Raw genomic sequence first — 21,885 nt, 5'->3', positions numbered from 1 at the left:
TCTCGAAGTCTGAAAGATTCGGGCGGGTCCACGGGTGGACGGCGGGGGCTTTGTGGGCCCCCGCCGTCTCAACCGAAGGTCCTGAAGGGTCAGGCCTGCTCGGCGGCCTCGGCCGGAGCCTCGGCAGCCTCGGCGTCCGCGACCTTCTCGGTCTCGGCGGAGGTCTGGACCTCGGCGTCAGCCTTCTTCTCGCCCTCGAGCAGGTCGCGCTCCCACTCGGCGAGGGGCTCGCCGGCGGCCTTCTCGCCCGGCTTCGAGTCGCCGGTCGCGGCGCCGGAGCGGGCGATGAGGCCCTCGGCGACGGCGTCGGCGATCACGCGGGTGAGCAGGGTGACGGAGCGGATCGCGTCGTCGTTGCCCGGGATCTTGTAGTCGACCTCGTCGGGGTCGCAGTTGGTGTCGAGGATCGCGACGACCGGGATGTGGAGCTTGCGCGCCTCACCGACGGCGATGTGCTCCTTCTTGGTGTCGACGATCCAGACGGCGCTCGGCACCTTCTGCATCTCGCGGATACCACCGAGGGTCTTCTCCAGCTTGGCCTTCTCGCGGGAGAGGACCAGGAGCTCCTTCTTGGTGAGGCCGGAGGCGGCCACGTCCTCGAAGTCGATCTGCTCGAGCTCCTTGAGGCGCTGCAGACGCTTGTAGACGGTGGAGAAGTTGGTGAGCATGCCACCGAGCCAACGCTGGTTGACGTACGGCATGCCGACGCGCGTCGCCTGCTCGGCGATGGCCTCCTGGGCCTGCTTCTTCGTACCGACGAACATGATGGAGCCGCCGTGCGCGACGGTCTCCTTGACGAACTCGTAGGCGCGGTCGATGTACGACAGCGACTGGAGCAGGTCGATGATGTAGATGCCGTTGCGCTCGGTGAAGATGAAGCGCTTCATCTTCGGGTTCCAGCGACGGGTCTGGTGACCGAAGTGGACGCCGCTCTCCAGCAGCTCCCGCATCGTGACGACGGCCATGGCCATCTCCTTGGTTTCTCGGTTTTGTATTCCTGACGCCCCGGCGCGCCATGCCCCAGAGGGACCGAAAGGCGCTGCCATGGCCGGTGAGGGCCGCTGGCGGGGCGTGCGAAGTCGACCCGGTGACCCGAGTCGCCATAGGAAGTGTACGGGACCCCGGGCGTGGCGGGTGACGGCCCTGTACACAAGCGGTGGGTTGTCCACAGATCCGGCCCGGGGCCGTCACGGAGCGTTCGGGGCGGGCAGCCTGCCGCCATGAACTTCTTGCCGCTGCTTCTCGTCCTCGGCCTGCTGTGGCCGGTGGGTCCGCCGCCGCCCGTGATCGTGCGCGGCTGGCAGCCGCCGGCGGGGCCGTACGGCCCCGGTCACCGCGGTGTCGACCTGGCCGCGGCCCCGGGTGCCCCCGTCCTGGCGCCGGCGGCCGGGGCGGTCTCGTTCGCGGGCCCGGTCGGCGGGCGCGGGGTGGTCACCCTCACACTGCCGGACACGGGCGCTCCCCCGCTGCGGACGACCTTCTCCCCGGTGACCCCGGTGGTACGGGCGGGGGCGCGGGTCGCGGCGGGGACGGTGATCGCCCGGGTGGCGCCGGGGTCCCACTGCCCGGAGACCTGCCTCCACTGGGGGCTGCTCCGGGGCGGGGACTATCTGAATCCGCTCCTGCTGGTGCGGAGACCTCCGTCGCGGCTGCTACCGGTCGGCGGGTGAGCCGCCGACGCCGTGCAGGGCCATCGCGACCGCGGCCTCGGCGATCTCGTCGGGGTTCTCGGCGGCGCCGAGCTCGATGCGGCGGACGGCGGCGTCGACGACGCCCTGGAGGAGCATGGCGCCGAGGCGGGGCTGGGTCTGGCCGAGGGCGGCGAGGGCTTCGACGATCATGGCGACGAGGCCGCCGTGGGCGGCGCGGATCTTCTCGCGGGCGCCGTCGTCGAGCTCGCTCGCCGAGATCGCGACGACGGCGCGGTGGCGCCGGTCGCCGACGAGGGCGAGCTGGGCGCGGACGTAGGCCTCGACCTTGCCCTCGGGGGTGTCGGCCGCGGCCATGGCCGTCTCGACCTCGGCAGCCCAGACGGGGAAGTCGACGGCGCAGAGCTCCTCGACGACGGCGGCGCGGGAGCGGAAGTACTCGTACACCGACGACCGGGCCAGGCCGGTGCGCTCGGCGAGGGCGGGGAAGGTCAGCGCCTCCGTACCGCCCTCGGACAGGAGGGATCGCGCGGCGTCCAGAAGGGCGCCTCGCTGCATCGTCCGGTGCTCGGCCACGGAGGCCGCTCGAATCCTGGGCACCCGTCCACTGTACGACCGGCTCCGGCCGGCTCAGCGTCCGACGTCGGCCAGCTTGGCGCGGAGCTGGAGAACCGATTTGGTGTGGATCTGGCTGACGCGGCTCTCCGTGACGCCGAGGACGTGGCCGATCTCGGCCAGGGTGAGGCCCTCGTAGTAGTAGAGGGTGACGACCGTCTTCTCGCGCTCGGGGAGCGTGTTGATCGCCCGGGCGAGCAGGCGGCGCAGCTCACGGTCCTCGGCGACCTCGACGGGGTTGTCGGCCGCCGTGTCCTCCAGGGTGTCCATCAGGGACAGCCGGTCGCCGCCCTCCCCGCCGACGTGCAGCAGCTCTTCGAGGGCGACCACGTTCGCCAGGGACAACTGGCTGAAAACCGCGTGCAGTTCCTCCAGTGTCACGTCGAGCTCGGCGGCGACCTCGCTCTCGGTGGGGGTGCGCCTGAGCTGGGCTTCGAGGGTCGCGTAGGCACGTTCGACGTTGCGGGCCTTCTGACGGACGGAGCGCGGGATCCAGTCCAGGGCGCGGAGTTCGTCGATCATGGCGCCGCGGATGCGGGTGATCGCGTACGTCTCGAACTTGATGGCCCGCTCGACGTCGAACTTCTCGATGGCGTCGATGAGGCCGAAGACGCCGGAGGAGACGAAGTCGGCCTGCTCCACGTTGGACGGCAGCCCCACGCTGACCCGGCCGGCGACGTACTTGACGAGCGGCGAGTAGTGCAGGATCAGTTGCTCCCGCAGGCGCTCGTCGCCCGTGTCCTTGTACGACCGCCACAGCTCGTCGAGCGAGGTCGGTGCGGACGGTCGCACGGTGCCCCGGGCTGCTGGGGGCACCGCAGCGCGGTCAGACCCGGAGGTGTGCTGGGGCATGCGTTGCCTTGAGCCGTTCTGCCGTCGGGTGTGTCGGTGGAGGTGTCCTGTGGGGAATCCTGGTGAGCGTAGCGTGAGTGAGCTGTCGCGGTGCGCGCACGGCGGCGGATCGCGCCGGTCCGGGTGGACGCCGTCGGCCACATCTTCGAACCCGGGCCGTGGCGCGTCGCGGCCCCTCGGATCCGGCCGAGAGAACTCGGGTGTTCATCGTCTTCACCCTGTCACCCGAATGCTCCAGGTCAAGTATCGCCTCGCCGTCCGTTCGAAGGCCGCGTGCCCTTGTTCGTCAACTGCCAGCCGATTCCGTACCGTTCGACGAAGCCGAGCGAGTGGAGTTCGTACAGGCGGGCGAGCGTCTCGTCGGGGCCGGTTCCGGCGCGGCGGGCGATCTCGGTCGTGGGGGTGGGCCCCCGGGCCGGGACGGCTTCGAGGACGTGCGCGGCGGCGGGGGCGAGCAGGTCGCGCGGGAGGACGGGCCCGCGTCGGGCGGGGGCCAGTTCGCCCATGTCACCGACGAGTTCGACGATCTCGTCGGCGTCGGTGACGAGGGTGGCTCCGCCGCGCAGGAGTTCGTGGGCCCCCGCGGACAACGCGCTGGTGACGGGGCCGGGAACGGCCATCGTGTGCCGTCCGAGCCGGGCGGCGGCCCGGGCGGTGACGAGGGAGCCGCTGCGGTGCTGGGCCTCGACGACGACCGTGCCGCGCGTGAGGGCCGCGATGACGCGGTTGCGGAGGATGAACCGGGCGGGTGTCGGGTGGCTCTCGGGCGGGAGCTCCCCGAGGACGAGGCCCTGTTCCGCGATGCGGCCGATGAGCCCGGCGTGGCCTCGGGGGTAGGGGGTGTCGATGCCGCAGGCGAGGACGGCGACGGTGGCCCCGCCGGCGGCGAGGGCGCCCCGGTGGGCGGCGCCGTCGATGCCGTAGGCCGCGCCGGAGACGACGACCCAGCCCTGCCGGGCGAGACCGGTGGCGAGGTCGGCCGCCATGTGGGCGCCGTACGAGGTGCAGGCGCGGGCGCCGACGAGGGCGACGGAGCGCAGGGCCCAGGTCCGCAGGTCGGCGGGGCCGCGGATCCAGAGCCCGACGGGCCGGGCGTCGCCGAGGTCGTCGAGTTGACGCGGCCACTCGATGTCACCGGGGACGAGGAACCGTCCGCCGTCCCGCCGGACGGCGTCGAGGTCCCGCGCGGGCTCGGCCCCGGCGGCCCGCCTCCGCCACCCCTCGACCCGTTTCCCCCCGGTCCCGGGGCAGATGTCGTCCTCGCCCCCGAGGAGCCGTTCGAGGAACCCCGCGGCTCCGTACGTCCGCATCCATCGCCCCGCGTGCTCGTCCCCGGGTTCCACGACCCGCGTCAACGCGGCCCGGGCGACCCGCTCGTCCTCCGTGTGCGTATTCGCGTTCCCGGTCATGCGTACTCCCCCGCTCCCACGGGGACTCCGCGTGCGACGCCCGTCCGCATCTCCAGGGCCAGGGCGATGTCCTGGCCGTCCGGCCGGTCGTGGCCCGCGAGGTCGGCGACGGTCCAGGCGACGCGGAGGACCCGGTCGAGGCCGCGTGCCGTGAGCAGGCCGCGCTCCATGTCCCGTTCGGCGGCGGCGAGGGCGCCGGGGGCCGCGAGGTAGCGCGTACGGAGTTCCTGGCCGGGGATCTCGCTGTTGACGCTCCAGGGGGTGCCGGCCAGCCGCGCGGCGGCGCGGTCCCTGGCCTCCTGGACGCGCGCGGCGACGACGGCGCTGCTCTCGCCGCGCCCGCCCCGCCCGAGCAGGTCGGCCCGGGTGACGGGTTCGGCCTCGACGCGCAGGTCGACGCGGTCGAGCAACGGCCCCGACAGCCGTGCCTGGTAGCGGCGGACGAGCGAGGCGGGGCACTCGCAGTCGGAGCCGTGCAGGCTGTGCCGTCCGCAGGGGCAGGGGTTGGCGGCGAGGACGAGGAGGAACCGGGCGGGCAGCCGGACGACGCCCGCCGCCCGGGCGATGACCACGTGCCCGGATTCGAGGGGCTGGCGGAGCGCGTCGAGGACCTTGCCGGAGAACTCCGGCGCCTCGTCGAGGAAGAGAATGCCGCGATGCGCCAGGGAGACGGCGCCTGGCCTCGGGAGGCCGTTGCCGCCGCCCACCAGGGACTGCATGGTCGCGGAGTGGTGCGGGGCGCAGTAGGGCGCGCGCCGGACGAGGGGTTCGCCGGGCGGGAGGATGCCCGCGACGGAGTGGACGGCGGTGACTTCGAGGGACTCCTGTCGGGTGAGGGGCGGGAGAATGCCGGGGAGCCGCTCGGCCAGCATGGTCTTCCCGGCCCCCGGCGGGCCGGAGAGCAGCAGGTGGTGGCTGCCGGCGGCGGCGATCTCCAGGGCACGGCGGGCCCGGTGCTGCCCGGCGACGTCGGCGAGGTCGGGCCCGTCGGCGGAGCCGGGGCTGAGTCCCGCGCCGATGCCGGCGCCGGGGACGAGGAGCCCGGCGAGCATGGCGTCGGGCCTGCCCTCCTCGGGCGGTTCCTCGTCGGGGACGGGTTCGTCGGTGAGGACGGCGATCAGCTGACGGAGTGTGCGGACGCCGAGGACGGAGACGCCCGGGACGAGGGAGGCCTCGCCGGCGGTCTGCTCGGGGACGACGACCTGGCGGTATCCGGCTTCGGCGGCGGCGAGGACGGCGGGCAGGACGCCGCGGACGGGCCGGACCCGCCCGTCGAGCCCGAGTTCGCCGATGAGGACGAGGTCGGCGATGGCGGCGGGGTCGACGCGCTCGGCGGCGCCGAGGACGGCGACCGCCACTGCCAAGTCGAAACTACTGCCGCTCTTCGGCACGGACGCCGGGCTGAGCCCGACGGTCAGCTTCTTCTGGGGCCACTCGGCACCGGAGTTCACGACGGCCGCGCGCACGCGGTCGCGGCTCTCGCTGAGGCTCTTGTCGGGCAGGCCGACGAGGGTGAAGGCGGCGACGCCGGGTTCGAGGTCGGCCTGGACCTCGACGACGACGCCTTCGACGCCGACGAGCGCGACGGAGCAGGTGCGGGCGAATCCCATCAGGCCACCCCCTGCGCGTGGGTGAGGACGGGGGCACCCTTGTGGGGCAGGACGATGCCGACGAGGTCGATGCGGACGCCTCCGGCGGGGGCCGGGACGCCGCTGCGGTCGAGCCAGCAGGCGGCGAGGCGCCGGAGCCGCTCGGCCTTGGTCGGGGTGACGGCGGCCATGGGGTGCTCGTACGCCCCGTGGCGTCGGGTCTTGACCTCGCAGATGACGAGGGTGTCGCCGTCCCGGGCGACGATGTCGATCTCTCCGGCCCGGCCGCAGCGCCAGTTCCTGGCGAGGATGTGCATGCCGGTCGCGGTGAGCCGGCGGGTCGCCAGCTCTTCCCCGTACCGTCCGAGGGCTTGGGTCTTGTTCATGCGGTACCACCTCCGTCACCGACTGTGACGTGGTGGGGCGATCCGCGTGCGGCGCTGTGGACGACCGTGGCGCTGTGGAAAACCCGCTCACTCTCCCGAGTGAGCGGCGGTCAGCCGGCGGTCAGCGGGCGGTCAGCTGCCGGGGAGTTCGAGGTCGCTCTTGTTGAGCTCCTCGATGTTCACGTCCTTGAACGTGAGGACGCGGACCTGCTTGACGAACCTGGCCGGCCTGTACATGTCCCAGACCCAGGCATCGGCCATGCTGACCTCGAAGAAGACCTCGCCCTGGACCGAGTGCACCTGCATCTCGTAGTCATTGGTGAGGTAGAAGCGCCGCTCGGTTTCGATCACGTATTTGAACAGCCCGACGACGTCGCGGTACTCCCGGTAGAGCTTCAGCTCCATCTCGGTCTCGTACTTCTCGAGGTCCTCGGCGCTCATGGCATGTTCCCCTTCAGCCGTGCGTCCACCTATTGTGCGTCAGCCGTCCGCGCCCTAGACGATTTCCGGGGCGAGGACCACCGGCGCACCGGGAGGTCCCTCGTCGAGCAGCGTGCGCAGCAGCTCGGCGAGTCTGGTCGGGTACACCGTCTCACGCGCCGCCGACAGTTCGGCGGAGGTCCACCATCTGAGGCCCGCGAGGCTGCGGCTCTCCAGCTCGGTCAGGGCCTGGTGCCGGGGCTCGGCGGCGGTCCTTCCGACGCGGGCGAGGAAGTACCACTCGTCCTGGTCCCAGCGACGCCCGTCGAAGGGGAAGGAGCAGTACCGCTGCCAGAGGACCGGCCCGAGCTCCGCGTCGGTGATGCCGGTCTCCTCGGCGAGTTCCCGCAGCGCGGCCTCTGCACGCGTCTCGTCGCCTTCGAGTCCGCCGCCCGGGGTGAACCACCAGTTGTCGGCCGGGTCGTCCGGTTCGTGTCCGTGCAGGAGCAGGACGCGGTCGTCGGGGTCGAGGAGGACGACCCTGGCCACCTGCCGTCTCATGTGCCCACCTTCTCCCGTGCCCCGGCCGCCGCCCTGCCCCGGCGCCGGTCCGCGAGCCGCGCCACGGGGCCGTACGCGGACCCCGCCAGGATCAGTACACACCCGGCGACGATCGCGGTGAAGAGGGCGCGGAAGGGCCCCGGGTCCGAGACCCCGCCGGGGAGCCCCGCGAAGCCCGCCGGGCGCTCCAGGTAGCTGGTGTCGGGCCAGATGACGAGGTCGACCCGGCCGACGACCGTGGAGCGCGGCACGGTGCCCTGCCCGGCGTCCTCCAGGTGGGAGCGGGAGTCGAGCGAGGTGTAGCGGTCGTCGCCGAGGAGGAAGAGGTTGCCGTCGGGGACGGTCACGGAGAACTCCTGCTCGGACGCGACGGACCGGCCTTCGAGTCCGCGCCCGAGGTAGGGCTCGTCCACGGGCGTGCCGTTGACGGTGAGCCGGCCGTCCGCGCCGCAGCAGGCGACGGTGTCGCCGCCGATCGCGACGACCCGCTTGACCATCGTCGAGCCGCCCCAGAGGGGGTCGGCGAAGACGACGACGTCACCGCGCCGCACCTCCGTGCCGTCGACGCGCTCGGCGAGGATCTTGGAGTTGGTCGCGATGGTGGGGTTCATGGAGTCCGTGGGCACGCTGAACGGCTGGTAGGCCACCGCGCCCCAGACGAAGCCGCCGAGGAAGAGCAGAAAGCCGACGGCCACGGCCAGCCCCGACAGCACGCTGCCGAGGCGGCCGCGGCCGCCCTTCGCTCGTATGGTCCCGCTCATGCGCCACCCCAGGGATCGGTCGACGTCAGAGGTCTGTCGACGTTCGGGACGGCAATCTACCCGCGGGAAGCTACTCGGCGGTATGCCCCGCCGTGCGCTTCTTGCGGCGCCACAGCACCAGCGGGAGTGCTCCGGCCACGCTCACCGCGCCGAGCGGCGCGGCGGCCACGGCCTGGTTCAGGCCGGGCTGGTCGAAGACGTCCGGCACCGGGAGGGTGGCCCAGCGGGTCACCGGCCAGGCGATGACGACCGCGCGGCCCACGACACCGTCGTTGGCGATGGTGCCGCCGCCGGGGAGCTGCTGGTGGAAGCGGGAGTCCAGCGAGTTCTGCCGGTTGTCGCCCATGACCCAGATCCGGTCCTGGGGGACCTTGATCGGGCCGAAGGAGTCCTGGCAGGGCACGGAACCCGGGTAGAGGTACGCGCTCTCGTCCAGGGCCTTGCCGTTGAGGACGACCTTGCCGCCCTCCTTGCAGGAGACCGTGTCGCCGCCGACCGCGATGACCCGCTTGATCAGGTCCTTCTCCTCGGCGGACGGCATGAGGCCGATGAAGCTGAGGAACTTCTGGACGACGTTCGGCTTCGGGGTCACCTGGCCCTCGAGCCAGCCGCCCGGGTCGTGGAAGACGACGACCTCTCCGCGCTCCGGCTCGGAGCCGAACCACGGAGTGAGCTTGTCGACGAGGACCCGGTCGCCCTTCTGCAGGGTGTTCATCATCGACTCCGAGGGAATCGAGAACGCCTGCACCAGGAAGGTCTTGATCAACAGCGCGAGCACCAGGGCGATGCCGATGAGGAGGGGCAGCTCCTTCCAGAAGGAACGCTGCTTCTTCGGGCCCTTGCCCGACCCGCCCGCGTCGTGGTCGTGCGTCGGCTCGTCGCCGTCCGCGCCGCCACCCGGGGCGCCTCCGCCCGTCACGCCGCCTGTCGCGTCGTCATCCGTCACGTCGTCACCTGTCACGTCGTCACCGATGGCCTCGTCGGCCCTCTTCTCGGGCCCATCGTGTCCGGATCGTGCGCCGACGGCCAAATCCCCCACGTCCACTCCTCACTCCGTGCGATTGCCCACCCCGGAACAGGGGAAGGCCCATCACTCCCATAACGAGCAGAAGTTCCGCAGGGGTCGGGAGCCCGGGGAATCCATTGAGATCCCGCGAGGACACACTATGCGACAGATCACTCGCTTGATCAGACGTCGCACGCCCGTCCGGTACGGCGGCGAAGGTCTCCCGTTCCTCCAGGCCCCGCCAGTGCGAGACGGGCCAGGCGATCACGACGGCCCGCCCCACGACCTGGTCCTCGGAGATCGTGCCGCGGTCCGGCTCGTCGAGGTGGAAGCGCGAGTCGGCCGAGTTGGCGCGGTGGTCGCCGAGGACGAAGATCCGGCCCTCCGGCACCTTCACCTCGAAGGGGATCGTGGACGGCTCGTTGCCCGGGTGCAGGTACGGCTCCTCGACGGGTACGCCGTTGACGGTGAGCCGTCCGTCCGTGCCGCAGCAGCGGACGGTGTCCCCGCCGACGGCGACGACCCGCTTGATGAGGTCGCGCTCGTCGGCCGAGGGCAGCAGTCCGATGAAGGTCAGGGCCTGCTTGACCTGCTTGACGCCGATCGGGTCCTCGTCGGCCGGCGCGGGCTCGTCGTGGAGCCAGTTGCCGGGGTCCTTGAAGACGACGACGTCGCCACGCTGCGGCCGGGTGCCGAACCAGGGGGTGAGCTTGTCGACGAGGACCCGGTCGTCGATCCGGATCGTCTGCTCCATTGAGCCGGAGGGGATGACGAACGCCTGGACCAGGAAGGTCTTCAGGACGAGCGCGATGAGGACGGCGACGGTGAGGAGGATCGGGATCTCGCGGATCGCCGAGCGCTGCCTGCGCCGCTTGACCTTGCGGGCGAGCCTGCGCCGCTCGGCGCGGCCCGGCAGCGGCGCGCCGCCGTCGCCCGTCCCGTCGGCCGTGCGGCCGCGGCTACCCACGGGGGCCCGTCGCGTGCCCGCCGGCGGGCGGGGCCGGTACGCCGGCGAAGGCGTCGGTCCCGGCCACGGTCGACCAGCGGCCGAAGGGCCAGGCGATCCAGTCGGCCCGTCCGACGACCTTCTCGACGGGGACCATGCCGCCGCCGGGGTTGCCGAGGTGGTCGCGGGAGTCGCTGGACTGGCTGCGGTGGTCGCCCATCACCCAGAGCGTGCCCTCGGGGACGACGATGTCGAAGGGCACGCTGGAGGGCTGGTCGCCCAGCATCACGTACCGCTCCGCGACGGGGACGCCGTTGACGGTGAGCCGTCCGTCCTTGTCGCAGCAGACCACCCGGTCGCCGCCGACGCCGACGACCCGCTTCACGAAGTCGGTCTCGTCGGGCTCGGCGAAGCCGAGGGCGGCCGCGCCGTCGTGCAGGAGGCCGGCCACGGGATTGCCGCCTGTCTCCGCCCGTACGAAGGATCCCGTGCCGTCGAAGACGACGACGTCGCCCCGCTCCGGCTCATTGCCGAAACGGTACGCCAGCTTGTTCACGAGGATCCGGTCGCCGACGTCGAGCGTCGGCTGCATCGAGCCGCTGGGGATCAGGAACGGCTGGATCACGAAGTGGCTCAGGAGCAGCAGGAAGACCACGCAGGCGACGCCCGCGAGCCCCGTGCGCCGCCAGGAAACGCGCGCGGAGCGCGACCCCTCCTCCATGTCGGTGGAGGGGTCGCGCTCCGTGTGCTGTGCTTCGGTGTCCATCGGGGACAGAGCCTATCCGGCCCGTCTGTGCGAGGACCTCAAGCGTCGCGTGAGCGGTGAGCCGGGGCTCAGCGGTCGCGCTTCTCCTTGATCTTGGCAGCCTTGCCGCGCAGCTCACGCAGGTAGTAGAGCTTGGCGCGACGGACGTCACCGCGGGTCACGAGCTCGATCTTCTCGAAGATCGGGGAGTTCACCGGGAAGGTGCGCTCGACGCCGACGGAGAACGAGACCTTGCGGACCGTGAAGGTCTCGCTGACGCCCGAGCCCTGGCGGCGGATGACGACACCCTTGAACTGCTGGATGCGGGAGCGGTTGCCTTCGATGACGCGCACGTGGACGTTCACGGTGTCGCCGGGGCGGAAGGAGGGGAGGTCGGAGCGGAGCGCGGCCGCGTTGACCTGGTCGAGCAGGGAGGCCATGAAGGTCTCTTTCCTCGCTGATGCCACAGGTCATCAGCGGTACGTTCGGATGATGGGGATGTCGTGCGTCCCTGGCGGGCGTCGGTCCCCCTGTGGCAGGGGCGCGCGCCGGACGGACGACAGCGGCCTATTCTTCCACGTCGGGGAGCCTGCGCCAAAATCGGCCGCCGGGCTCGGGCGCCCACCCCATCATCGAGAGGACCTCGCGGTCCTTCTTGTCGAAGGCGGACGGGTCGCAGCGCTCGATGAGGTCGGGCCGGTTGGCGACGGTACGCCGGAAGGCCTCGTCCCGCCGCCAGCGGGCGATCTTGCCGTGGTGCCCGCTGAGCAGTACGTCGGGGATGCCCCGGCCGCGCCACTCCGGGGGCTTCGTGTAGACGGGCCCCTCCAGGAGGTTGGCCATGGCGCCGGGCGCGAAGGAGTCGTCCTGGTGCGACTCGGCGTTGCCGAGGACGCCGGGCAGGAGGCGGGCGACGGCCTCGGTGACGACGAGGACGGCGGCCTCCCCGCCCGCGAGGACGTAGTCGCCGATGGAGACCTCGTAGACGGGCATCCGGGTCGCGTACTCGTCCATGACGCGCCGGTCGATGCCCTCGTACCGGGCCGGGGTGAAGATCAGCCAGGGCCGCTCGGAGAGCTCGACGGCGAGCTCCTGGGTGAAGGGCCGGCCGCTGGGGGTCGGGACGACCATGACCGGGCCGTGCGCACCGGCCTCGTACCCGTCGGCGAGCGTCTGGTCGAGCGCGTCGCCCCAGGGCTCGGTCTTCATGACCATGCCGGGACCGCCGCCGTACGGGGTGTCGTCGACCGTGTTGTGCCGGTCGTACGTCCAGTCGCGGAGGTGGTGGACGTGGACGTCGAGCTGTCCCCGCGCGCGCGCCTTGCCGACGAGCGAGACGTTCAGCGGTTCCAGGTACTCGGGGAAGATCGTGACGACGTCGAGCCTCATGCCTCGTCACCCGGCTCTTCGTCGCGGGAGGAGACGATCTCGGCGCGGTCGTCGATCAGGCCGGGCGGCGGGTCGATGACGGCCCGCTGCTCCTCCAGGTCGATCTCGGTGACGATCTCGGAGACGAACGGGATCATCAGCTCGGTGCCGTCGGGGCGCTCGACGATGAAGAGGTCCTGCGACGGCAGGTGGGAGATCTCGGTGATCCGGCCGATCTCGGTGCCGTCGGCGAGGACGACGTCGAGGTCCATGAGCTGGTGGTCGTAGTACTCGTCCTCCTCCTCCGGCAGCTCGGTGGGGTCGACCTCGGCGATGAGGAGGGTGTTGCGGAGGGCCTCGGCGCCGTTGCGGTCGCGGACGCCCTCGAAGCGCAGCAGCAGCTTGCCGCTGTGGACCTTGCCGTACTCGATGGTCAGCGGCCCGAGGGAGGCCGGGTCGGTACGCAGGACGGCGCCGGGGCCGAGCCGGAGCTCGGGCTCGTCCGTCCGCACCTCGACGGTGACCTCGCCCTTGATGCCGTGGGCGCGGCCGACCCGCGCGACTACCAACTGCACTGCTCCACACTCTCCTGTCACGCAGTACGAACGACAAAAACGACAACGGGCCGGGGTGGGCTAAAGCCCTCCCCGGCCCGTGCCGGCACATCATTCAACCGATGCGGCCGACTTAGCGGACCTGGTCCACGTCGACGAGGTCGACACGGATTCCACGGCCGCCGATGGCGCCCACGACGGTACGCAGCGCACGCGCGGTGCGGCCGTTACGGCCGATCACCTTGCCGAGGTCGTCGGGGTGCACCCGGACCTCCAGCACGCGGCCACGGCGCAGGTTGCGCGAGGCGACCTGCACATCGTCGGGGTTGTCGACGATGCCCTTCACGAGGTGCTCGAGAGCCTCCTCGAGCATGATCAGGCCTCGGTCGACTCGGTCGACGCGGCCTCGGCCTCGTCAGCCTTCTTGTCGGCCTTCTTGGCCTTGGGGGTGATGGCCTCACCCTTGTCGTCGCCGCCCTCGAGGGCCTTCGCGAACTCGTCGAACGAGGCGCGCTTGGCTTCCTTGGTGGCCGGGACGAGCAGGGCCTTCTCCGGAGCCGGCAGGCCCTTGTGCTTCTGCCAGTCGCCGGTGAGCTTCAGGATGGCGAGAACCGGCTCGGTCGGCTGGGCGCCGACAGACAGCCAGTACTGCGCACGCTCGGAGTCGACCTCGATACGCGACGGGTTGTACGTCGGGTGGTAGAGGCCGATCTCCTCGATCGCGCGACCATCGCGGCGGGTGCGCGAGTCGGCGACGACGATGCGGTAGTGCGGCTGGCGGATCTTACCGAGGCGCTTGAGCTTGATCTTGACTGCCACTGGAGTGGTGTCTCCTGGTCTTGACGTGGTTGGGCACTTGAGATGCCACGTGGGGTTGCGGTACTCGGATGCCCGATGGACGCGTCAGCCGGAGGAGAGAGGGGTCCTATGCGACTGTCGAGTACAGCTAGCCATTGTGCCACACGCCGCCGCCTCAGTTGGCGGCGCCCACCGTCTCCGGGATGCGGAAGGGCTTGCCGCAGCCGCCGCACATGATCGGAGCCTGGGCCAGCACCGACGGCACCACGCGCACGTTCCGCCCGCAGTCGCAGACCGCCTTGACCCGGACGCCGCCGCCCGAGGAGCCGTGCCGGGCGGCCGGACCCCGGAAGGAGCGCTTGGTGTCGGCGGCCGTCGCGACCGTGTGCGCCTTGAGGGCGCGCTGGAGCCGCTCGATCGTCGGCCGGTAGCGCCTGCGCGCCTCCGGGTTCAGCGTGACCAGGGAGAAACCGCTGCTCGCGTGTGGTTCCTCGGGGTGGTCGAGCCCCATCTCCTCGGCGATCGCGAGGAATCTGCGGTTGTGATAGCGGCCGGCCCGGGAGGTGTCGCGGACCCCCCGGGCTGCGGCGATGCCGTGGACTGCCTCGTGGAGCAGCCGTTCGAAGGAGAGCTCGGCGCCGCAGGCGGACGAGGACTCTCCGATCAGGGACTCGGGCGCGGCAAGATCGGGCAGCTCGGGGTGGTGCCGCTGAATGTCGGCCCACGCCTGTGCCAGCTCTGCGGCGAGAACAGGTGGTGTCGTGCTCACGTCGTCTACAACGAGCCGAAGTGCCGCCGGGTTCCATTCCGGGGCATCCCAAATATTTTGCACGTACCCGTCAGTTGCCGTTGATGCGTCCTGACGAGGGCCAGTGCGCCGATCTGCGGAGAAGTCGCGCAGGAGTCCTCAAGCCGGTGCGTAGTAGCGCATACGCCCCGGCGCGCATTCCTGATGCGCGCGCCCCTTGCGGGGACGGGGGCGGTCCGGTGGGACTGTTGCGAGGACATTACCGGGTCCGTACGCGGGCGGGCGCACCGCCCCTCCCTCCGGGCGAACCCGTGCCAACCCGTGCGGCGCGAGCACTGGACGCGGCCCGTGATGCGCAGTTCCCTGACTACGGGGGGCTGTCGTCCGAAGCACGGATTGGGGCGCTTTTCCATGACACCTACGCTCGTCCCGCACCACCCCGCGCGCGACTGGGCCGAGATCCAGGAACGCATGCTCGTCCCCCTCTACGAGGCGGTGTACGACCGCCTCGGCGTGGGCCCGTGGTCCCGGCTCCTGGGCCTCGGCTGCGGCTCCGGCCTCGCGCTCCTGATGGCGGCCGCGCGGGGAGCCCGGGTGACCGGGGTGGACCGGGACCACGCGCGCGTGGAGCTGGCGAGGGAGCGGCTCCCCCGGGAGGTCGTGCTGACGGACCGGCTCCCGGGGGCCCCGGAGGGTGATCCGTACGACGTGGTCACCGCCTTCCACGCGACGGCTGCGGACCTCCCGGCGCTCGCCGCCCTCACCCGTACGGCGCAGTCCGGCGCCGCGGTCGTCCTCGCCGGGTGGGGACCGGCCGAGCGGTGCGCGACGGAACCGGTCCTGCGGATCGCCGCGCGGCTCGCGGACCGGCGACAGGCGCCGGGTCCCGACCTGGAGGCGCTGGTCGCCGCCGCGGGGCTGCGGCCCGCCGGGTCGGGCCGGGTCGCCTGCCCCTTCGGGTACGCGGACGCGGGCAGCGCGGTCCGCGGGCTCCTGTCCACGGGCGCCTTCGACGAGGCGGTCCTGGCGACCGACCCCTCGCAGGTCGGCAAGGAGATCGAGGAGGCGCTCGCCCCGTACGTCCGCGGCGACGGGACGGTGTGGATGCCGAACGTCTTCCGGTACGTACTCGCGCGCGTGCCGTAGCCGTACGACGGAGGCCCCGCGACCGTGACGGTCGCGGGGCCCCGGACGTCGTCAGGGCGTACGGCTCAGGCCTCCGCGCCCCCGCCCCCGCCCGCGCCCTCCACCACGCGCGTGATGCCCGCCGCCGCGTAGGCCGCGTCCTCCTCCAGGGTCTCGTTCGCGAGGAGGGCGGCGGCCAGGGCGTCCAGCTGCGACCGGTGCTCGCCGAGCAGGCGCACGGCCTTCTCGTAGCACTCGTCGACGATCCGGCGCATCTCCTCGTCGACGGTGTCGAGGGTCGCGGGGGCCGCCGACAGGCCGTACGCCTGCTGGGCGTCGCTCGGGATGGCGGTCAGCCGGCCGACGCGCTCGCTCATGCCCCAGCGGCCCGCCATGCCCCGGGCGATGTTGGTGACCTGTTCGAGGTCGCTCTCGGCGCCGGTGGTGATGACCCCGAAGACGACCTGCTCGGCCGCCATGCCGCCGAGGGCGCCGATGATCCGGCCCCGCAGGTAGTCCTCCGTGTACGCGTACTTGTCGGCGTCCGGGGTGGACAGCGTGACGCCGAGGGCGCGGCCGCGCGGCACGATGGTGATCTTGCGGACCGGGTCGGCGCCGGGCTGGAGCATGCCGAGCAGCGCGTGCCCGCTCTCGTGGTACGCGGTACGGCGCCGCTCCTCCTCCGGCATCACGAGGGGGCGCTCGGCACCGAGCTGGACCTTCTCCAGGGCGTCGGAGAGGTCGGACTGCGTGACGGCCTTCTGGTCGCGCTTGACGGCGAGGAGGGCCGCCTCGTTGGCGAGGTTGGCCAGTTCGGCGCCGGTCATACCGGGGGTCGTCCTGGCCACCTGCTCCAGGTCGACGTCCTTCGCGAGCGGGATCGCCCGCGTGTGGATCTTCAGGATCGCCTCGCGGCCGCCCCGGTCCGGCGGGTTGACGTGGACGATCCGGTCGAAGCGGCCCGGCCGGGTGAGGGCGGGGTCGAGGACGTCGGCGCGGTTGGTGGCGGCGAGGACGATGACGCCCTCGGAGCCGGTGAAGCCGTCCATCTCGGTGAGGATCTGGTTGAGCGTCTGCTCGCGCTCGTCGTGACCGCCCATGCCCGAGCCGCCGCCGCGGGCCCGGCCGATGGTGTCGATCTCGTCGATGAAGATGATCGCCGGGGCGACCTTGCGGGCCTCGGCGAAGAGCTCGCGGACCCGGGAGGCGCCGACGCCGACGATCATCTCGATGAACTCGGAGGCGGAGGCCGAGAAGAACGGCACCCCGGCCTCGCCGGCCACGGCGCGGGCGAGCAGGGTCTTGCCGGTGCCGGGAGGACCGGCGAGCAGCACGCCCCGGGGCATCTTGGCGCCCATCTCGCGGTAGGCGGTGGGGTTCTTCAGGAAGTCGACGACGTCGTTGAGCTCGCCCTCGACCTCGTCGATGCCGGCGACGTCCGCGAAGGTGGTGCGCTTGCCGCCCTCCTCCAGCTCGACCGGCTTCGGCGGGGTCTTGCGGCCGAGCATGCCGCCGCCCCCGCCGCCCATGCCGGCGCTCATCCGGCGGGCGATGAAGATCCACAGGACGACGAGGAGCAGCATCGGCGCGAGCGAGAGCAGGAGGTTGGCGAGGAAGCTGCGCTCCTGGACCACGGGCTCGGCGGTGACCGTGACCTTCTGCTTGGTCAGCTGGTCCCACAGGTCGTCGTCGGCGAAGGCCGGGCGCTGGGTCTGGAACTTGGTGTAGTCGCCCTTGCCGTCCGGGACGGGCTGTTCGTTCTTCAGCTGCCCCTGGATGGCGTCGCCCTTGGAGTAGATCTTGGTGACGTTGCCGGCGGCGACCTGCTTGCTGAACTCGGTGTACGAGACGGTCGGCCCGTCGCCGCCGTTGAAGAACCCGAGCACGATGTTGGCGATCAGGTACACGGCAAGGGCGGTCAGGATCAGGCTCCCCCAGCCGCCCGGCATCTTCCTCTTCGGCGGCGGGGGCGGCGGGGCCCCTTCCGAGCGCCAGGGCTGGTCGGTCCGGTCGCGCGGGGGTACGGGGTTGGCCACGTGGCTCTCTCCTCGGGGGCGGCAATGGCCTCAGTATCGAAGAACGGGGCTAACCCGGCATAACAGACAGGCCGGTGGGGTGAAAGAAAGTACGAAAAAAGGCCCGCGGCGGTGTCGTACCGCCACGGGCCCCTTCTCCTGTGCTGCGTCAGCCTGTGCTGCGCCGGTTTCTGCTGCGTCAGCCCATGAACTTCTTGAACTCCTCCGGGAGCTCGAAGTCCTTCGGGGTCTGACCCGCCGCCGGCAGGCCGAAGGCGCCGCCCGCCTGGGCCTGCTCGCGACGCTCGGCCTCGGCCTGCTCCTCGGCCTTCCGCTTCATCGGGTTGCCGCTCTTGCGCTTGCCCTTGGCCTGCTTGACCTGCTTCTTCTGCCGACCGGGGCCGCCACCCATGCCGGGCATGCCGGGCATCCCCGGCATGCCGCCGCCCTGGGCCATGCGGGACATCATCTTGCGGGCCTCGAAGAACCGCTCGACCAGGCTCTTCACGGCGCTGACCTCGACGCCCGCGCCCTTGGCGATACGGGCACGGCGGGAGCCGTTGATGATGGTCGGGTCCTGGCGCTCGGCAGGGGTCATCGACTTGATGACGGCGGCCGTGCGGTCGACGTCCCGCTCGTCGATGTTGGCGATCTGCTCCTTCATCTGGCCCATGCCGGGCAGCATCCCGAGGAGCTTCGAGATGGAGCCCATCTTGCGGACCTGCTCCATCTGCGCCAGGAAGTCGTCGAGCGTGAAGTCCTGACCCTTCTTCGACGCGAGCTTCGAGGCCATCTTGGTGGCCTCTTCCTCGTCGAAGGTCTGCTGGGCCTTCTCGATGAGGGAGAGCATGTCGCCCATGCCGAGGATGCGCGACGCCATGCGGTCCGGGTGGAACGCGTCGAAGTCGTCGAGCTTCTCGCCGTTGGAGGCGAACATGATCTGCTTGCCGGTGACGTGCGCGATGGAGAGCGCGGCACCACCGCGGGCGTCGCCGTCGAGCTTCGACAGCACGACGCCGTCGAAGCCGACGCCGTCGCGGAAGGCCTCGGCGGTGTTGACCGCGTCCTGACCGATCATGGCGTCGACGACGAAGAGGACCTCGTCGGGGCTGACGGCGTCGCGGATGTCCGCGGCCTGCTGCATCAGCTCCTGGTCGATGCCGAGGCGGCCGGCGGTGTCGACGATCACGACGTCGTACAGCTTGGTGCGCGCGTACTCGATCGAGTCCTTGGCGACCTGGACCGGGTCGCCGACGCCGTTGCCCGGCTGGGGGCCGTAGAAGGCCACGCCCGCGCGGTCGGCGACGACGGAGAGCTGGTTGACGGCGTTGGGGCGCTGGAGGTCACAGGCGACGAGCAGCGGGGAGTGGCCCTGGCCCTTCAGCCAGACACCGAGCTTTCCGGCGAGGGTGGTCTTACCGGCACCCTGGAGACCGGCGAGCATGATCACGGTCGGCGCGGTCTTGGCGAACCGCAGACGGCGGGTCTCGCCGCCGAGGATGCCGATGAGCTCCTCGTTGACGATCTTGATGACCTGCTGCGCCGGGTTCAGCGCCTGCGAGACCTCGATGCCGAGGGCGCGCTCCTTGACCTGCTTGATGAAGGACCGGACGACCGGCAGGGCGACATCCGCTTCGAGCAGCGCGATACGGATCTCGCGCGCGGTGGCGTCGATGTCCGCCTCGGACAGACGGCCCTTGCCGCGGAGGTTCTTGAAGGTCGCTGCAAGGCGGTCGGAGAGGGTATCGAACACGGCGGTCGCGGATCCTCAGGTGTCGGGGGCGGTCGGATTGCCCTCCAGGGTATCGGGCCGCTCGAAGGATGTGCTCCCGCCCACCGGATCCGGCGGACGGGAGCGGGTCGGCCGGGGCGTCACCCCAGCGCCTTCTCCACCGCCCGGGCCAGGTCGATCGCCTCCTCGTCCGTCAGGAGCGTGCCGTCGGGGCGGGTCACGTACAGGGTGTCGACGGCGTTGGCGCCCAGGGTGGAGACGTGGGCGCTGCGGACCCGTACCGCCGCTCCCTCCAGGGCGCGGCCGACGCGGTGGAGGAGGCCGGGGGCGTCCTGGGCGCGGACCTCGATGACGGTGGCGAGGCGGGAGTCGGCGGCGGCGACGGTGACGCGGGGCGGCGGGGCGGTGAGGCCCCGGCGGCGCGGGTAGGCGGCCTCGCGTTCGGCGAGCCGGGCGGGGATGTCGAGGGTGCCGTCGAGGGCGCGGACGAGGTCGGCGCGGAGCCGCGTGGCCTCCGGCAGCGAGCCGTACTCGGCGGCGACCCGCCAGTCGAGGACGAGGACGCTGCCGGCGCCCACCCCGGTGGGGAGTTCGACGGCGCGGAGGTCGGCGGCGCGGACGGTGAGCCGGTGGAGGGCGAGGACGCCGGCGACGGCGGGGAGGACGCCGGGCCGGTCGGTGAGGGCGATGAGGAGTTCGACGCCGACGGGCTCGGGTTCCTCCGGCTCGGCGGCGACCGGTTCGGTACGGAGGGCCAGGACGGGTTCCCCGGTGCGCAGGGCCTCCATGGCGAGCCGTTCCTGTTCGGCGCTGGGCGCGGCGGCCTCGGGGTCGGGCAGGGGTTCGCCCGCGAGGACGCCGGCGACCCGTTTGACGAGGTCGGCGACGAGCGAGGCGCGCCAGGAGGACCAGGCGGCGGGGCCGGTGGCGAGGGCGTCGGCCTCGGTGAGGGCGTGCAGGAGTTCCAGGGTGCCGAGGGTTCCGACGGCGGTGGCGACGGACTGGATGGTGGCCGGGTCGTCGAGGTCGCGCCGGGTGGCGGTCTCGACGAGGAGCAGGTGGTGGCGGACGACGGTGGCGACGGTGGCGGTGTCGGTGCGGTCGAAGCCGATGCGGGCGGCGAGGTCGCGGGCGATGGTCTCGCCGGCGACGGAGTGGTCACCGGGCCAGCCCTTGCCGATGTCGTGGAGGAGCGCGGCGACGAGGAGGAGGTCGGGGCGGCCGACGCGGCGGGTCAGGGAGGAGGCGCGGACGGCGGTCTCGACGAGGTGGCGGTCGACGGTCCAGGTGTGGACGGGGTTGCGCTGCGGGCGGCAGCGGACCCGTTCCCAGTCGGGGAGGAGCCGGGTGACGAGCCCTTCGGCTTCGAGGGCCTCCCAGACGGGCACGGTCGCCTCGCCCGCGCCGAGGAGGGTGACGAGCTCCTCGCGGGCCTCGGCGGGCCACGGGACGGGGAGGGGTTTGGCGGCCGTCGCCAGTCGGCGTACGGCGTGGAGGGAGATGGGCAGGCCGGACTGGGCGGCCGCGGCGGCGGCCCTCAGGGGGAGGACGGGGTCGCGTTCGGGTTTGGCGGTGAGGGCGAGGACGGCCTCGCCGTCCATCTCGACGACGCCTTCGGCGAGCGGGGTCCGTTCGGCGGGCGGTTTCACCCCGCCGCCCCGGCCGAGGAGGGACCGCAGCCGGGGCCGGGCGGAGCGGGCCTTGAGGACGCGGTGGACCTCGCGCCAGGTGACGTCGGTGGCGTACGAGATGGTCCGCGCGGCCTCGTACACCTCGCGGAGCAGGGTGTCGGCGTCGAGGAGGCCGAGCTCGCGGGCGACGGCGTCCTGTTCCTGGAGGGCGAGCCGGTCGGTGGCGCGTCCGGTGGCGAGGTGGAGGGCGTCCCGGGCGTCGAGGAGGCGGCGGCGGGCGGCGTCGAGGCCCTCGCGGGGGGCGTCGGCGACCCAGGAGGCGGCGACGGCGCGCAGTGCCTGGGCGTCGCGGAGGCCGCCCCTGGCCTCCTTGAGGTCGGGTTCGAGGAGGTACTGGAGCTCTCCGGCCCGTTCGGCGCGTTCGCGGCAGAGGGCGTCGAGTTCGGGGAGGCGCCTGGGGGCCTGGTTGCGCCAGTCTGCGAGGACGGTGGTGCGCAGGGCGGCGACGAGTCCGGCGTCTCCGGCGACGTGCCGGGCGTCGAGGAGGCCGAGGTGGACCTTGAGGTCCTCGCCTGCGGTGGTCCGGGCTTCGGCGGGGGTCCGTACGGAGTGGTCGAGGGCGAGGCCGAGGTCCCAGACGGGGTACCAGATGCGGTCGGCGAGGGCGGCGACGGCGGCCGTGTCGGCGGTGCCGTCGTGGAGCAGGAGGAGGTCGAGGTCGCTGCGCGGGGAGAGTTCGGCGCGTCCGTAGCCGCCGACGGCGACGAGGGCGGTCCCGCGGGGCGGCGCGGCGGCGGCGAAGAGTCCGGCCAGCCAGTCGTCGGTGAGCCGGGCCAGGGCGGAACGGCGCGGCGGCCCGGACCGCTCCTTCTCGTGGAGAAGGAGCAGCCGGGCCGCCGCGTAACCGCCGGGTCCCGAGTCTTCGGTCGTTCCACTCATGTCGGTGCTCGTCACCCGGCGGCTCCTCACGTGTGC

23 protein-coding genes are annotated in these 21,885 nt (G+C 72.1%); 2 read left to right on the top strand and 21 right to left on the bottom strand.

What is annotated here, in order from left to right:
* Nucleotides 1–89 precede the first annotated feature (89 nt).
* A complete protein-coding gene (gene rpsB, locus ACFC0Z_RS13700; protein WP_376436400.1) occupies nucleotides 90–965 on the bottom strand; it encodes a 30S ribosomal protein S2 in 876 nt (291 codons plus the stop codon).
* Between the two features lie 255 nt (nucleotides 966–1,220).
* Here rpsB and ACFC0Z_RS13695 point away from each other — a divergent pair, with 255 nt between their 5' ends.
* Nucleotides 1,221–1,670 carry a murein hydrolase activator EnvC family protein gene (locus tag ACFC0Z_RS13695; RefSeq protein ID WP_376436398.1) on the top strand — a complete coding sequence of 150 codons (450 nt, stop codon included), beginning with the start codon at nucleotides 1,221–1,223 and terminating at the stop codon, nucleotides 1,668–1,670.
* Here the strand turns inward: ACFC0Z_RS13695 and ACFC0Z_RS13690 are convergent.
* The 17 genes from ACFC0Z_RS13690 to ACFC0Z_RS13610 form a co-directional block, all read right to left on the bottom strand.
* A complete protein-coding gene (locus tag ACFC0Z_RS13690; protein ID WP_376436710.1) occupies nucleotides 1,653–2,207 on the bottom strand; it encodes a TetR/AcrR family transcriptional regulator in 555 nt (184 codons plus the stop codon). The two genes, ACFC0Z_RS13695 and ACFC0Z_RS13690, sit on opposite strands and share 18 nt — an antisense overlap.
* A gap of 72 nt (nucleotides 2,208–2,279) precedes the next feature.
* The gene (gene whiG, locus ACFC0Z_RS13685) at nucleotides 2,280–3,116 is read right to left on the bottom strand and encodes an RNA polymerase sigma factor WhiG (RefSeq protein ID WP_376436395.1); all 837 of its coding nucleotides are present in this window, start codon (nucleotides 3,114–3,116) and stop codon (nucleotides 2,280–2,282) included.
* Nucleotides 3,117–3,355: 239 nt separating this feature from the next.
* Nucleotides 3,356–4,459 carry a DNA-processing protein DprA gene (gene dprA, locus ACFC0Z_RS13680; RefSeq protein WP_376436707.1) on the bottom strand — a complete coding sequence of 368 codons (1,104 nt, stop codon included), beginning with the start codon at nucleotides 4,457–4,459 and terminating at the stop codon, nucleotides 3,356–3,358.
* A gap of 62 nt (nucleotides 4,460–4,521) precedes the next feature.
* Nucleotides 4,522–6,135, bottom strand: coding sequence for a YifB family Mg chelatase-like AAA ATPase (locus ACFC0Z_RS13675; protein ID WP_376436392.1), 1,614 nt, complete (start codon nucleotides 6,133–6,135; stop codon nucleotides 4,522–4,524).
* Nucleotides 6,135–6,500: a YraN family protein gene (locus ACFC0Z_RS13670; protein ID WP_376436390.1), complete on the bottom strand. Its 366-nt coding sequence runs from the start codon at nucleotides 6,498–6,500 to the stop codon at nucleotides 6,135–6,137. The genes ACFC0Z_RS13675 and ACFC0Z_RS13670 overlap by 1 nt, the downstream gene beginning before the upstream one ends.
* 132 nt (nucleotides 6,501–6,632) lie before the next feature.
* On the bottom strand, nucleotides 6,633–6,941 hold the full coding sequence (locus ACFC0Z_RS13665; protein WP_005311352.1) for a DUF2469 domain-containing protein: 309 nt from the start codon (nucleotides 6,939–6,941) through the stop codon (nucleotides 6,633–6,635).
* Nucleotides 6,942–6,995: 54 nt separating this feature from the next.
* Nucleotides 6,996–7,481: an NUDIX hydrolase gene (locus tag ACFC0Z_RS13660; RefSeq protein ID WP_376436388.1), complete on the bottom strand. Its 486-nt coding sequence runs from the start codon at nucleotides 7,479–7,481 to the stop codon at nucleotides 6,996–6,998.
* Nucleotides 7,478–8,242, bottom strand: coding sequence for a signal peptidase I (gene lepB, locus ACFC0Z_RS13655; RefSeq protein ID WP_376436386.1), 765 nt, complete (start codon nucleotides 8,240–8,242; stop codon nucleotides 7,478–7,480). The genes ACFC0Z_RS13660 and lepB (ACFC0Z_RS13655) overlap by 4 nt, the downstream gene beginning before the upstream one ends.
* A 70-nt stretch (nucleotides 8,243–8,312) precedes the next feature.
* Complete coding sequence (gene lepB, locus ACFC0Z_RS13650; protein ID WP_376436704.1) at nucleotides 8,313–9,272, bottom strand: signal peptidase I; 960 nt, start codon at nucleotides 9,270–9,272, stop codon at nucleotides 8,313–8,315.
* On the bottom strand, nucleotides 9,208–10,215 hold the full coding sequence (lepB, locus tag ACFC0Z_RS13645; RefSeq protein WP_376436383.1) for a signal peptidase I: 1,008 nt from the start codon (nucleotides 10,213–10,215) through the stop codon (nucleotides 9,208–9,210). The genes lepB (ACFC0Z_RS13650) and lepB (ACFC0Z_RS13645) overlap by 65 nt, the downstream gene beginning before the upstream one ends.
* Nucleotides 10,208–10,960, bottom strand: a complete 753-nt coding sequence (gene lepB / locus ACFC0Z_RS13640) for a signal peptidase I (RefSeq protein WP_376436381.1) — start codon at nucleotides 10,958–10,960, stop codon at nucleotides 10,208–10,210. The genes lepB (ACFC0Z_RS13645) and lepB (ACFC0Z_RS13640) overlap by 8 nt, the downstream gene beginning before the upstream one ends.
* A 68-nt stretch (nucleotides 10,961–11,028) precedes the next feature.
* A complete protein-coding gene (gene rplS / locus ACFC0Z_RS13635; protein WP_056566038.1) occupies nucleotides 11,029–11,379 on the bottom strand; it encodes a 50S ribosomal protein L19 in 351 nt (116 codons plus the stop codon).
* 127 nt (nucleotides 11,380–11,506) lie between these two features.
* Nucleotides 11,507–12,328, bottom strand: coding sequence for a tRNA (guanosine(37)-N1)-methyltransferase TrmD (gene trmD / locus ACFC0Z_RS13630; protein WP_376436378.1), 822 nt, complete (start codon nucleotides 12,326–12,328; stop codon nucleotides 11,507–11,509).
* Nucleotides 12,325–12,882 carry a ribosome maturation factor RimM gene (rimM, locus tag ACFC0Z_RS13625; RefSeq protein ID WP_376436375.1) on the bottom strand — a complete coding sequence of 186 codons (558 nt, stop codon included), beginning with the start codon at nucleotides 12,880–12,882 and terminating at the stop codon, nucleotides 12,325–12,327. The genes trmD and rimM overlap by 4 nt, the downstream gene beginning before the upstream one ends.
* Nucleotides 12,883–12,994: 112 nt before the next feature.
* Entirely contained in the window at nucleotides 12,995–13,234 is a 240-nt protein-coding gene (locus ACFC0Z_RS13620; protein ID WP_005311361.1) for an RNA-binding protein, read from the bottom strand.
* Nucleotides 13,235–13,236: 2 nt separating this feature from the next.
* A complete protein-coding gene (rpsP, locus tag ACFC0Z_RS13615; protein WP_030325634.1) occupies nucleotides 13,237–13,680 on the bottom strand; it encodes a 30S ribosomal protein S16 in 444 nt (147 codons plus the stop codon).
* 154 nt (nucleotides 13,681–13,834) lie between these two features.
* On the bottom strand, nucleotides 13,835–14,428 hold the full coding sequence (locus ACFC0Z_RS13610; RefSeq protein WP_376436372.1) for a hypothetical protein: 594 nt from the start codon (nucleotides 14,426–14,428) through the stop codon (nucleotides 13,835–13,837).
* 390 nt (nucleotides 14,429–14,818) lie between these two features.
* Between ACFC0Z_RS13610 and ACFC0Z_RS13605 the strand changes: the two genes are divergently transcribed.
* Entirely contained in the window at nucleotides 14,819–15,553 is a 735-nt protein-coding gene (locus ACFC0Z_RS13605) for a methyltransferase domain-containing protein (protein WP_376436370.1), read from the top strand.
* Nucleotides 15,554–15,618: 65 nt separating this feature from the next.
* Here the strand turns inward: ACFC0Z_RS13605 and ftsH are convergent, their stop codons facing one another.
* From ftsH to ACFC0Z_RS13590, 3 genes are all read right to left on the bottom strand, one after another.
* On the bottom strand, nucleotides 15,619–17,568 hold the full coding sequence (gene ftsH / locus ACFC0Z_RS13600) for an ATP-dependent zinc metalloprotease FtsH (protein ID WP_376436368.1): 1,950 nt from the start codon (nucleotides 17,566–17,568) through the stop codon (nucleotides 15,619–15,621).
* A gap of 178 nt (nucleotides 17,569–17,746) precedes the next feature.
* Entirely contained in the window at nucleotides 17,747–19,300 is a 1,554-nt protein-coding gene (gene ffh / locus ACFC0Z_RS13595) for a signal recognition particle protein (RefSeq protein ID WP_376436365.1), read from the bottom strand.
* A 119-nt stretch (nucleotides 19,301–19,419) separates the two neighbouring features.
* Nucleotides 19,420–21,849: a [protein-PII] uridylyltransferase gene (locus ACFC0Z_RS13590; RefSeq protein ID WP_376436364.1), complete on the bottom strand. Its 2,430-nt coding sequence runs from the start codon at nucleotides 21,847–21,849 to the stop codon at nucleotides 19,420–19,422.
* Between the last annotated feature and the right edge of the window lie 36 nt (nucleotides 21,850–21,885).

The organism is Streptomyces sp. NPDC056144, from assembly GCF_042264145.1.
GTDB lineage: Bacteria > Actinomycetota > Actinomycetes > Streptomycetales > Streptomycetaceae > Streptomyces.
This window is presented reverse-complemented; position numbering and strand designations above follow the sequence as displayed.